This is a genomic window from Rhizorhabdus histidinilytica, from assembly GCF_900167915.1.
GTDB lineage: Bacteria > Pseudomonadota > Alphaproteobacteria > Sphingomonadales > Sphingomonadaceae > Rhizorhabdus > Rhizorhabdus histidinilytica.
The window spans coordinates 110,746-122,879 of record NZ_FUYM01000004.1 but is presented as its reverse complement, the minus strand read 5'-3'; the positions used below and the strand labels follow the sequence as shown (position 1 = coordinate 122,879).

Here is a 12,134-nt window from a genome sequence, read left to right as displayed (position 1 = left end):
AATCGGAGGTTGATAATCGATCATGGACCATGTGCAGGAATTCCCCACGGCGGACGCCCGGCCCGAGGGCGGGCGCCTGAAAGGGCTGCTGCCGGACCCGGGCTATCTGTGGATGATCTTCAGGCGCCATCTCTGGCTGTTCCTGGGCGTCGCCTTCCTGATCCTCGCGGCGGTGGCGTTGCGGACCGTGATGATGGTGCCGATCTACACCAGCACCGCCAGCGTGGTGATCGAGCCGCGCACCAACGACGTCATCGAGGTGCAGTCGGTCGTCCCGAACCTGCCCAAGGACAGTGACGTCGTCGACACCGAGGTGCGGATGATCACCTCGCCGACCCTGGCGATGCGGGTCGCGACCGACCTCAGCCGGCAGGGCTATGACGTCGGGCCGATTCGGACCGAGGCCGAACTGGCCCATACGGCGGCGCTGCTCCTCCGCAAGGTGGCGGTCGCCCGGTCGGGGCTGACCTATGTCATCGACATCACCGCCAGTTCGGACCGCTCCGACATGGCCGCCGCGATCGCCAATACCTTCGCCCGCCAATATGTCGCCGCGCAGACCGACGCCAAGGTCGGCGCCACCCGCTCGGCCAATGTCTGGCTCAACCGCCGCATGACCGAGCTGCGCGCCGCTGCCGGGGCGGCCGACGCCGCGCTCCAGAACTACAAGATCCGCAACGGGCTGATGAGCGCGCAGGGCGCGACCATGGCCGAGCAGGAGGTATCCTCGCTCAACCAGCAGATATCGCTCGCCCGTGCCGACCTCGCCGAGAAGCAAGGCCGCTTCAACGCCGCCCGTGCCCAGCTCCAGCGCGGCGGCAAGGGGGCCGACGTCGGCGCGGCGCTCGGATCTGGCACCGTCGCCAGCCTGCGCGCCCGCGAGGCGGAGGCGAGCCAGCAGCTCGCACAGCTGGAAACCCGCTATGGAGAGCTCTATCCCGAGGTAAAGACCGCCAAGAGCCAGCTGGCGGACATCCGTGCCCAGATCCAGCAGGAGATCGATCGCATCCTCTCCAGTCTCGAGGCCGATGTCCGCGTCGCCTCGTCACGGCTCGCTTCGCTTCAGGGCAGTCAGTCCCAGGCCAAGGGATCGCTTGCCTCGAACAGCGCGGCACAGGTGGGCTATCTCGAACTCGAACGCCGCGCCGAGGCGAGCAAGCAGATCTACGAGGCCTTCCTCAACCGGTCGAAGGAGACCGCCGCGCAGGAAGGGTTGCAGCAGCCCGACGCGCGCATCTCGGCGCTCGGCGCCGTACCGCTGCTTCCGGACTCGCCGAACATCAAGCTCGCTATTCTGTTCGGCATCGTCGGTGCGCTGCTCGGCGGGCTGGTTGCAGTCGCGCTCGCCGAATATTTTCAGCGTGGGGTTCAGACCAAGGCCGACGTCGAGCGGCGGCTGCGCGTCCGCTACGCCGGCGCGGTCCCAAGCCTGGGTTCGACCCTGGGCGGTCTGCGCGAGACCGAGACGCCGCAGGACTATATCATCTCGCACCCCTTCTCCTCCTTCGCGGAATCGCTGCGCAGCCTGCGCGCCTTCGTGGCGCTGCGCAGCCGCGCCCGGACGCTGGCAATCACCTCGCCGCTGCCGCAGGAGGGCAAGACCACGACCTCGGTTTGCCTGGCGCGCACCGCGGCGCTGGCCGGAACGAGCACGGTGCTGGTCGATTGCGACCTTCGCCGCCGCGGATCGAGCGAGATGCTGGGCATCCGGCCGCGGGTCGGCCTGATCGAGGTGCTGTCGGGCGAGGCGCGGCTCGACGACGCGCTGGTGATCGACGAGGCGACCGGGCTCCACATCCTCGGCACTCCCGAAGCGCAGCCGAGCGCCTATGACCCGCTGACCCCCGCCAATCTCGACAAGCTGCTCCGCCAGCTGCGCGAGCGCTTCGAGTTCGTCGTCGTCGACACCGCTCCGATCCTGGGCGTCGCCGATGCCCGCGCGGTAGCCTCGTCGGTCGACAGCGTCCTCGTCATCACGCGCTGGCGCAAGACGTCGATCAACGCGGCGGAGGCGGCGATCGAGCTGCTGGTCGACGCCAATGCGAATATCGCCGGACTGGCGCTGACCCAGGTCGACATCCGCCGCTACGCCAGCACCGGGCAGAGCGACGTCTACGGCTATCACAAGAAATTCAAGGGATATTACCAGAACTGACAGGCTCTTGGGGGCGGACAACCAGAGGAGGAAACATGCGAATCCCCCAATTGCTGACCGTGCTTTCGGGCACGGCGCTCTGTTCGGCCGTGCAGGCGCAGGACATTCCGCCCAATGTCGGCGTGGCAGACCGCGACCGGCCGGCGTTCGACGCGCTCGGCCTGCGCGCCGGATCGCTGCTGATCTATCCCAGCGTGGCGGGCCGGACCGAATATGACGACAATGTCCTCGCCACCGCATCCGGCAAGCGCGGCGATACGATCTTCACGATCGAGCCCGAGATCCGCGTGCGCAGCGACCTGCCGCGCCATGCCTTCGACGTGAAGGCCTATTACCACCGCAGCTTCCACGCCAAGCTCGATACCGAGGATGCGAGCGAATATGGCGCCAACGGCCGCGGCGTCATCGACGTCACCCGCCGCACGCGGATCCGCCTGACGGGCAGCGCCGAGCGCAATGCGGAGAACCGGTCGAGCCTCGCCAGCTTCTCCGGATCGCGCACCCGGGTGAAATATGACCGCTTCTCGGGATCGGCCGGGCTGGAGCAGGAGGTTGGCGACTTCGTCCTGCTCGGCAAGGGCGAATATCGCCGAATCCGCTACATGGACACGATCGATCCGCTGGGAAACCCGATCGATCTGAGTTTCCGCAACCTCAAGGTCCGCACCGGCACCGGGCAGATCGCCTATCGGCTGCGATCGGGGACCAGCGCCTTCATCCGGGTCCAGGGCGAGAAGCGGACCTACGACCTGCGGCCCGGCGATCCGGGGTTCGATCCGATCACCCAGACCGACCGCAGTTCGAAGGGGCTGAAGGCCGAAGCCGGCCTCGGGCTGGAGCTGACCAGCCTGATCTACGGCAATATCCGGCTCGGCTACATGAAGCAGAACTACGCCGATCCCAAGCTGCGCGACGTCAGCGGCCTGTCCTACGGCGCCGACATATTGTGGAACGTCACGCCGCTGACCAGCCTCAAATTCACCGCCGAGCGGGCGGTCGACGAGACCAGCTCGCAGATCACGGCGGGCAATCTGCGCAGTGAGTTCACCGCCGACGTCGACCATGAGCTGCTGCGCAACCTGATCCTGTCGGCGGGCATGCGCTACGCGCGGATCAACCCGGCGGGGCTGTCGCCCAAGAGCCGCGAATATGAGGCGCGGCTCGGCGCCCGCTACCTCATGCCGAACCGTTTCATGGAATTGCGCGCCGGCTATGCGTTCGAGAAGCGCAGCTCGGCGAACCCGAATATCCGTTTCAGTTCGAACAACATCTTCATCACGCTGACGATCAAGCGCTGACGGCGGTGGGGAGGGGGCGGCGCACGCCGCCTCCTCAGGCCGTCCGGGGCGTGTGGAGCTGGGGCTCGCGCTCGCCCCGGAAGCGGCGGGGCCGGTTGGAGAGGGGGGCAGGGCGATAGCCGCGCGCCAGCCATCCGGCGCTGACGACCAGCCCCGCGGCGAGCAGCGAGGTCGTATAGTGGAAGGGGCCGGTGCCGATCGATTCGAACGGCATGCGCACCACTTCGTAGGTCAGCAGCGTGCACCATCCGATCATGATCGCGTCGGGCCGGATCATCGTCCGGACCAGCAGCAGGATCGAGAGCACGACGAACACCATGACGAAGAGCGTCAACCCCGCATAGCCGAGATGGACGAGCAGCTCGGTCGGCGTGCTGTGGAAGTTGAAGCCCGAGCGCGAGGTGATGCCCGCATAGCGCCACAGCCCTTCGGCATCGAGATTGCCCTTGCGCCAGAACGCATTGTAGCCGACCCCGAGCAACGGCTTCTCATCGATCAGTGCCGCGGCGCGGCCCCACAGATAGGTTCGCCCGGTCAGGGTGCTGTCCTTGCCCATCGCGCGCGACATCTGCTCGACCAGCGGCGGCAGCCAGATGTGCTGGGTCAGCACCGCGGTCGCGATGCCGAGGATCGCGGTGACCCCCGTGACGACCCGCGCGGGCTTGGAGAAGAGGCGCGAGACGTTCCACAGCAGGAACAGCGGCACCGCGATGCCGACGGCGAGCACCGCGCCCGACGAGCGTGAGGCGACCAGCATCTCGGCCTGTACCCCCATCGCGACCAGCGCCAACAGCGCCAGCCAGGGTTTCCGTTCCTCGATCGCATCGAACAGCACCGTGAGCGAGAGGATGATGCCGACGGCGCCGCAATCGCCGGCGGTGTTCTTGGCCTGGGCGAGTCCGGCAAACGCCGAATTGCCCATCGCGCCGCCGCCCCAGGTGACGCTACGGCCGAAGACCAGCGAAGAGAAGGCGTAGACGGCGAAGGCGAGGAACACGCCGCGCATCGCCGCCTTGCGGTCGAGCCCGGCGCCGACGATGCAGCCGATCAGCGCGGTGATCAGGAACTGGATGCCGTAATAGCGGCTCGCCTGCGGATCGACCGACCAGAGCCAGGAGGTCGCCGCGAACAGCGGCAGCAGCAGATAGAGGCTCGATGCGCGCAGCAGGCGGGGGATATCCTCGCGCCGCCAGACGCAGTGGAAGACGAGCAGGACGAGCAGCAGCAATGGGGTCAGCGACTTGAGCTGCGGAACGAACAGCATCAGGCTGATCGCCGCGAAGCCGAAAAACTGATCGTAGCCCTTCGCGGCGCGGAGGTCGGCGGGCCGCTCGACCGCCGCGAGCCGCGCGATCACCAGATCGGTGGGGGCGCTGTTCACGCGGGACCCGACCCTAGAAGAAGCGTTCGCCGACCCGGATCGTGTCGCCGGGCATCAGCAGCACCGCCTTGCCCTTGATCTGGACCGGCCGCTCGGTGGTGTCGAGCGCGCGTTTGATGAACACGCGCTTGGTGTTCGCGCGGTAGCTGAACCCGCCCGCCATCGCGACCGCCTGCTGGACGGTGATGCCGTTGACGAAGGGATATTCGCCCGGCTTGTTGATCTCGCCCAAAATGTAGAAGGGGCGATAGTTGAGCACTTCGGCGCTCACCCGCGGGTCCTTCAGATAGCCGGCGGCGAGCTTGGAACGGATGCTCTCCTGGAGCGCCTCGACGGTCTGGCCGCTGGCGGGGATGTTGCCGATCAGCGGGAAGGAGACGATGCCCGTGCTGCTGACGACATATTCGCCGTCGAGCTTGGGCTCGCCGAACACGCTGATCCGCAGCTTGTCGCCGGTGCCCAGCACATAGCCGGGCGCGAGGGGGGTCCCCAGCGGCACCGATATGCCGGCGCCCTGCGCGGCGGCTGCGGCGGGTGGTGCCTGGGGCTCCTGCGCAGCGGCGGGTAGCGCCAGCCCCAGGACCAGCAACAGCGCGAGCGCCCAGGTCGTCGCGCGGCGAAAGCAGAATGTCACGAAAGCGGTCATGTCGAAATCCTCTTCCCCGCCGGGCGAACCGGCGGGTCAATAGGCCTCCCTATGGAAGAACAGGGTGATCGCGGTGCGGACGATGATCACCAGGTCGAGCGAGATCGACCAGCGTTCGATATATTCGAGGTCGCTGTCGAAGCGCCGGATGATGTCCTCCTCGCGCAGCGTGTTGCCGCGGAAGCCGCGCACCTGCGCGAGGCCGGTGAGGCCGGGCAGGACGCGATGGCGGGCCGGATAGCGCGCCACCACCTCCTCATAGAGTCGGTCCGCCGCCTTGGCGCCATAGGCATGGGGGCGGGGGCCGACCAGCGACATGTCGCCGCGCAGGATGTTGATGAGCTGCGGCAGCTCGTCGAGGCTGGTCTTGCGGATGAAGGCGCCGACCTTGGTGACCCGCGAATCCCCACGGGTGACGAGCTTGTCGGCGTTCTGATCGGTCGCGGCGATGTGCATGCTGCGGAATTTGAGCATCGTGAACGGCTCGTTGTTCATGCCCCGGCGCTTCTGCCGGAACAGCACGGGGCCGGGCGATTCGATCCAGATCGCCGCCGCGATGAACAGCATCAGCGGGCCGAAGAAGAGCAGCGCGAGCGCGGCGACGCTGCGATCGAGCGCGATCTTCATCAGCGCGCCGATGCCCTGCATCGGACGCTGGTAGAGCGCGATCGTCGCGAACGGGCCGCAGCGCTGGATGCTCATCGTCCGGCGGGCGAGCTGCAGCTCCGACGGCACGATCATGACGTCGACATTGACCTCCTCGAGCCGGCGCATGACGTGCTCGACCACGCCCTGCTCGTGCCAGGGCAGGTTGAGCAGGATCGCGTCGATATGGCCGGCGCGGGCCCGTGCGATCAGGTCGTCGAGGCCCCAGCGCAGCTTGATCCGGTCGGGGGCGGCGACGTCGACGTCGCGCGTTTCCCCATAGATGCTGTCGATCTGGAAGCGGCGGTCGTTGTTCTGAAGGATGTTGAGCAGATGCTCGACCCGGCCGTCGGTGCCGTAGATGGCGAGCCGGTCGCCCAGCGTCCCGTTGCGGTGGAGCGATTCCGAGAGCTGGTCGGACACCACCATCACGCCGTAGATCACCACGCCGCCGAGCGTCACGCCGGTGGCGATCCACAGCCGCGACAGCTCGAGATGGTCCTTCGACAGGAAGGCGAGCACGATGATCGCGCCGGTCGCCTTCAGCCAATAGCCGATCTTCTGCGCGAGCCGGTCGGTGCGACAGTCGAACGCCGAGTCCGGGCCGATGGCGCACAGGCCGGCATAGGTGGTCAGCCAGATCAGCGTACCCCAGAACACGCTGACGGGTTCGTTGATGATCCATTTGGGAAACAGCGATGCGCTGAGCATCAGGGCTGCGGCGAGCGCCACGAATTCGCAGGCGCGCCGCGTGTCGCGGGCGATGTGGAATGACAACCCTTTCCGCCGGACGGGCGGAACGGTGACCGATGCCTTGCTGGGATCGTCGATGATCTCGTCCGGACGAAGCGGCGCGCTGTCCACGTCATTCCCAGGCTTGAGCCTGAGGTGCATCGTTGAACGAAGCATATAAAGCTCCCTAAACCCACAAGTGCGAGTTTCGATGAGCCCCCCAATAAGATTACTTTGCAATGCACCATCAGGTGGGTCAACGTCGGAACGTGACAGAAGGACATTTTCGCGAATATTCGGCGTGCATTAGGCACCTTTCACCGCAGCGGGATTTTGTTCCCTGAATCCTGAAGTTTTTTTGGGATAATTTTAGCAATATCAATCGTTTTGCCGTTGAAATTGCTCTGTTCGTCGAATTGATGGAAATCGGCGTCGAATTGGCGGGTTTCGTTCAGCTTCGTGTAATCCGCGCGATAGGCGGAAATAAATCATCCCGATTGTGTTGCAGTGCGAAAAGGAGATGGCGATGCATATCCATGTCATTGGCGGCCTTGCGCTATTCGCCAGCTCGGTTGCAGCGCTTGCAATCGTCGGCGCGCCCGACTCGTCGCCGCGCTCCGGACCACCCCCCGGCCTCGCCATGCAGATGAGCTTCAACGAGGAATTCGACGGCCGCGCCTTGCGCGACGATGTCTGGCGCACCGCCTACAAGACCTGCGGCAAGACGGGTACGATCGCGAACCGCAGCCTCTACGGCAATCGCGAGCGGCAGATCTATTTCGACCGCGATTTCCTGGGCGCCGGGGTCCAGCCTTTCGAGGTGCGCGACGGCAAGCTGGCGATCGTGGCGCGGCCGCTGTCACCGGTGGTGAAGGCGAAGCTCGACGGGGCGCTGGCGAAGCAGCCTTCGAACATCCGCGGCAGCGCACTGGCCCAGGCGCGCTACAGCTCGGGGCTGATCACCACCAAGTGCAGCTTCGAGCAGGCCTATGGCTATTTCGAGATCCGCGCCCGCTGGACCGGGGGCAAGGGAATCTGGCCTGCCTTCTGGCTATTGCCGGCCAAGGGCGGCTGGCCGCCCGAAATCGACATCCTCGAGGCACATGGCGACAAGCCGGGCATCGTTTTCCAGAGCCTGCATTCGAAGCGGCAGAAGTCGATCACCCGCAAGGTGACGATGCCGGGGGCGCCAGACCGGTTCCACCTCTACGCCGTGCTGTGGACCCCCGAGACGCTCGATTATTATATCGACGGCGTCCGTACCGCATCGATCCCGACCACCGCCGACGCGAACCAGCCCATGTACCTGATCGCCAATCTCGCGATCGGCGGAAGCTGGCCTGGCGATCCCGATGCGCGGACGATGATGCCCGCGCGCATGGAGATCGACCATATCCGCGTCTGGCGGTTTGCCGATCGCCCCGGCGGCGCCGTCAGGCGGCCGTGACGGCGGCGGGCCGCGCGACGGCCTCCTTCGGTCCGGCCGGGCTGCGGCCGATCGAGATATAGTGGAAGCCGGCGCGCGCCATGTCCTCGGGCTCGTAGACGTTGCGCAGGTCGATGAAGAGCGGGTTGCGGAGCAGGCCGCGCACCCGATCGAGGTTGAGGGCGCGGAACTCGTTCCACTCGGTCAGCAGCACCACCGCGGCGGCGTCCTCGACCGCCTGATAGGCATTGCTGACGAACTCGACATCCGGCAGCATCTTCTCGGCGGCCGGGCGCCCTTCGGGATCATAGGCGCGGACCTTCGCGCCGGCCTTCTGCAGCTCGGGGATCACGACCAGGCTCGGCGCGTCGCGCATGTCGTCCGTGTTGGGCTTGAAGGTCAGGCCGAGGATGCCGATCGTCTTGCCCTCGACGCTGCCGCCGCAGGCGGCGATGACGCGACGGGCCATCTCCTTCTTGCGGTCGTCGTTGGCGTCGACGGTCGCCTGGACGATGCGCAGCTTGGCATTGGCCTGCTCGGCGGTGCGCAGCAGCGCCAGCGTGTCCTTCGGGAAGCAGGAGCCGCCATAGCCGGGGCCGGGGTTCAGGAATTTGTTGCCGATGCGGCGGTCCATGCCGATCCCCTTGGCGACGCCCTTGACGTCGGCGCCGACCGTCTCGCACAGGTCGGCGATCTCGTTGATGAAGGCGATCTTCACCGACAGGAAGGCGTTGGCCGCATATTTGATCACCTCCGCGGTGCGGCAGTCGGTGAACAGGATCGGCGTCTCGCGCAGGAACAGCGGGCGGTAGATTTCGGCCATCACCTTGCGCGCGGACTCGCTCGACACGCCGACGACGACGCGGTCGGGGCGCAGGAAATCCTCGATCGCCGATCCTTCGCGCAGGAATTCGGGATTGGAGACGACATGCACGGTCTTGCCCGGCACCACCTCGGCGAGGATCGCTTCGACCTCGCTCGCAGTGCCGACCGGCACGGTCGACTTGTTGACGATGACGCAGCCTTCCGGGACCAGCTTGGCAAGGTCGCGGACCGCGGCGAAGACATAGCTGAGGTCCGCATGGCCGTCGCCGCGGCGCGAGGGGGTGCCGACCGCGATGAACACCGCCTCGGCATCCTTGACCCCTTCGGCGAGGTCGGTGGTGAAGGACAGGCGGTCGCCCTTGACGTTGCGGTTGATCAGGTCGCCCAGGCCCGGCTCGAAGATCGGGACATGGCCGGCATTATATTCGGCGATCCGGTTCGCATCGATGTCGACGCAGGTTACGACATGGCCGAATTCGGAGAAACAAGCCGCCGAGACGATTCCAACATAGCCCGTACCGATGATCGTCAGGCGCATAATCTTGCCTCCTCGTTGCTGACTTGGGGGAGTCGGTTGGTGGTGATTTTCGCAAGCCAGTTCCGGTACGCCCGATAGCATGCGTCGCCGGAAAAATGGACTCGCGCGGTTTCCAGGGCCTTCGCCGCAAGCGTCGCGCGCGCGGTCTCGGCCTGCATCAGGCCGATGACGGCGTCGGCGAACGGGGTCGGATCATCGGCCCTTGCGACCGCTTGGCTGGCAATCTCCTCGACGCCTTGCAGCGTGATACCGGTCGCGACCGTCGCCTTGCCCTGGGCCAGCGCCTCGATCAGCTTGATCTTGAGGCCCGACCCCTGGATCAGGGGTGAGATCACGACACCGGCGCCCGCATAGAGGGGTGCGAGGTCGTCGACAAGGCCGAGGAAGCGGACGCCGGCGGGGCCGCCCTGCGAAAAGGCCGCGGCGACTGAGCCCGCGACGTCCAGCGTCGCCGCCGGCCGCGCGGCGCGGATCGCGGGCCATACCCGCTCGAAGAACCAGCGCAGGCCGTGGACGTTGGGCGCGGTGTTGCTGCCGACGAACAACAGCCGGTCGGTCTCGCCCGGCTGGGGCGCCGCGACCGGTTCGGCCGCCATCGGCGCCAGGATCACCTCGCTGTCGGGCAGCTCCCTTCGGACGAAGGCGGCCTCGGCCTGCTGGATCGCGATCACAGCATCGCCCCGGCCGAGCAGCGCCAGCTCGGCGTCCCGGCCGATCGCGGCCACGCTGTCGCCGTCGCCGGTCGCGGCGAAGCCTTGCGAGCGGGCGTGGAACAGGTCGTGCATCACGATCGCGGTCGGCGTGCCCGGCCGGGCGACGAAGGGAAAGGCGCGCGACTGGAACATATAGTCGGCGACGACGATGTCGGCGCGAGGGCGGGCGTGGCCGGTGACGAAGAGCTGGTCCGCCTTGGTCCAGCGCGCGGCGACCGCATAGGGTGCCGGCCGGTCGAGCGTCCAGCGCGCGTCTATCCCGATCCGTCGTGCGATCCGGCGCGCGACCCCGACCGCCGCGCTCAGATGGACGCGCGGATCGCGGGCGACGACCCAGTCGCCGATCCGCCAGGCGCCGCGAACGTGATGGCTCGCGAACACCGCCATTTCCGGCCGCAGCCGAAAGAGGGGCAAGCGGCCGAATATCGCCGGGGATGGTTGGACGAGGTGCGGTTCGCGGCCCGCGACGCGGGTCGCCTTGGCGAGGTCGATCAGATAGGCGGAGCTGCCGTTGGTGGCGCCGATCAGCCGCTGATTGCTGATGAAGCAGACCCTTGGGGCGGCGGCGGAAGGAGGAAGGGGCGGGGTGTCGCGTCCGCCCCCTTTCAGCCGGCCGAGCCGGGCCGCGACCGGCATGCGGAACAGCGGGATCGATCGGGGATGGCCGAGTATCAGCCCGGCCGCCGCGACGGGGCGGCGTGCCTTGATTGCCTCGATCGCCAGGGTGAAGTCGCGGGCCGCGCGGATCGAGCGGTTACGCCGGGCGAGCGCGCGCCGGATGCCGACTGGCGCGTCGCGTAGGTCGGCGGCCAGCCGCTCGCCCGCCATCACCATCGCCTCGACGTCGGCCAGCGACAGCCGATGCGAGATCGAGCTGCCATGCTTTCGATAGAAATAGCCGGCATCGGGGATCGTCCGGTAACGGGCGCCGGCACGCAGGAGCTGGACGATCAGATCGTCGTCCTCGGCGATCCGCAGGTTTTCGTCGTAGCGGATGCCGTTGGCGGCGATCAGGTCGCGTCGGATCAGCGGCTTCAGGAAGCCCAGATTGGGCGTCCGGCCATAGAGCCGGGTCTCGCGGAAATAGTCGGCCAGGGTGATCCATTCGCCCCGACGCGCCCTGGAGCCGCGGAAGAAGCTTTGCGGCGGCGATCGGTCGGCATCGTCGAAGACGACCAGGTCGTCGGCGACGACGTCGGCCTCGATCGCATCGGCGACGGCGACGAGGCGCCTCAGCCGATCGGGGTGCATCAGGTCGTCGCTGTCGAGGATCGCGACGAAGCGGCCGCAGGCGAGGTCCAACGCATGGTTGCGCGCCGCCGCCGGACCGCCGTTGCGGGGCATGCGATGGAACTGGACCCGGCGATCCGCCATGGCGAGCTCCTGGCCAATCGCGACCGACCCGTCGTTCGATCCGTCGTCGACGATGATCAGCTCGATCTCGCGCAGCGACTGGTCGAGCGCCGAGCACACCGAGGCTCGCAGATAGGGTGCGGCGTTGAAGCAGGCCATGATGATGCTGACGGTCGGCGGCTGTGCTGTACGGCTCGTCATGGGGCACCCGGTGATGCTGTCCCGGCCGCACTGCGCGGCCGGATATCGTCCCCCTGCCGAAATGATGCAGTGCAAAATGACGATTTTCCAAGACTTTCCGGCTCGGCCCGTCGCGAAGAATGAAGCGACCGTCTCAATATCCGGGCATTCGCTTGGAGCGGATTCATCCGTCTCCTAAGTATTACTCCAAGGGTAAACGCAGCTTGCTCGTGGCTGGAGAT

At 66.9% G+C, this 12,134-nt stretch carries 8 protein-coding genes; 3 read left to right on the top strand and 5 right to left on the bottom strand.

Annotated features, from left to right (window positions below; all coding sequences use genetic code 11):
• Window positions 1-22 precede the first annotated feature (22 nt).
• Window positions 23-2,155: a GumC family protein gene (locus B5X82_RS10100; protein WP_079648039.1), complete on the top strand. Its 2,133-nt coding sequence runs from the start codon at window positions 23-25 to the stop codon at window positions 2,153-2,155.
• Window positions 2,156-2,190: 35 nt separating this feature from the next.
• Window positions 2,191-3,453: an outer membrane beta-barrel protein gene (locus tag B5X82_RS10095; protein ID WP_079648038.1), complete on the top strand. Its 1,263-nt coding sequence runs from the start codon at window positions 2,191-2,193 to the stop codon at window positions 3,451-3,453.
• Between the two features lie 34 nt (window positions 3,454-3,487).
• Here B5X82_RS10095 and B5X82_RS10090 read toward each other — a convergent pair whose 3' ends face one another.
• The 3 genes from B5X82_RS10090 to B5X82_RS10080 are packed head-to-tail and all read right to left on the bottom strand — an operon-like array spanning window position 3,488 to window position 7,034.
• On the bottom strand, window positions 3,488-4,834 hold the full coding sequence (locus B5X82_RS10090; RefSeq protein WP_079648037.1) for an O-antigen ligase family protein: 1,347 nt from the start codon (window positions 4,832-4,834) through the stop codon (window positions 3,488-3,490).
• A 13-nt stretch (window positions 4,835-4,847) separates the two neighbouring features.
• The gene (locus B5X82_RS10085) at window positions 4,848-5,480 is read right to left on the bottom strand and encodes a polysaccharide biosynthesis/export family protein (RefSeq protein WP_079648036.1); all 633 of its coding nucleotides are present in this window, start codon (window positions 5,478-5,480) and stop codon (window positions 4,848-4,850) included.
• 36 nt (window positions 5,481-5,516) lie between these two features.
• Complete coding sequence (locus B5X82_RS10080) at window positions 5,517-7,034, bottom strand: exopolysaccharide biosynthesis polyprenyl glycosylphosphotransferase (RefSeq protein WP_079648035.1); 1,518 nt, start codon at window positions 7,032-7,034, stop codon at window positions 5,517-5,519.
• 349 nt (window positions 7,035-7,383) lie between these two features.
• On the opposite strand from B5X82_RS10080, the gene B5X82_RS10075 reads away from it, so the two are divergent.
• The gene (locus tag B5X82_RS10075; protein WP_235862652.1) at window positions 7,384-8,304 is read left to right on the top strand and encodes a glycoside hydrolase family 16 protein; all 921 of its coding nucleotides are present in this window, start codon (window positions 7,384-7,386) and stop codon (window positions 8,302-8,304) included.
• Here the strand turns inward: B5X82_RS10075 and B5X82_RS10070 are convergent.
• On the bottom strand, window positions 8,291-9,646 hold the full coding sequence (locus tag B5X82_RS10070) for a UDP-glucose dehydrogenase family protein (RefSeq protein ID WP_079648034.1): 1,356 nt from the start codon (window positions 9,644-9,646) through the stop codon (window positions 8,291-8,293). The genes B5X82_RS10075 and B5X82_RS10070 overlap by 14 nt on opposite strands.
• Window positions 9,637-11,913, bottom strand: coding sequence for a glycosyltransferase (locus tag B5X82_RS10065; RefSeq protein WP_079648033.1), 2,277 nt, complete (start codon window positions 11,911-11,913; stop codon window positions 9,637-9,639). The genes B5X82_RS10070 and B5X82_RS10065 overlap by 10 nt, the downstream gene beginning before the upstream one ends.
• Window positions 11,914-12,134: the final 221 nt, after the last annotated feature.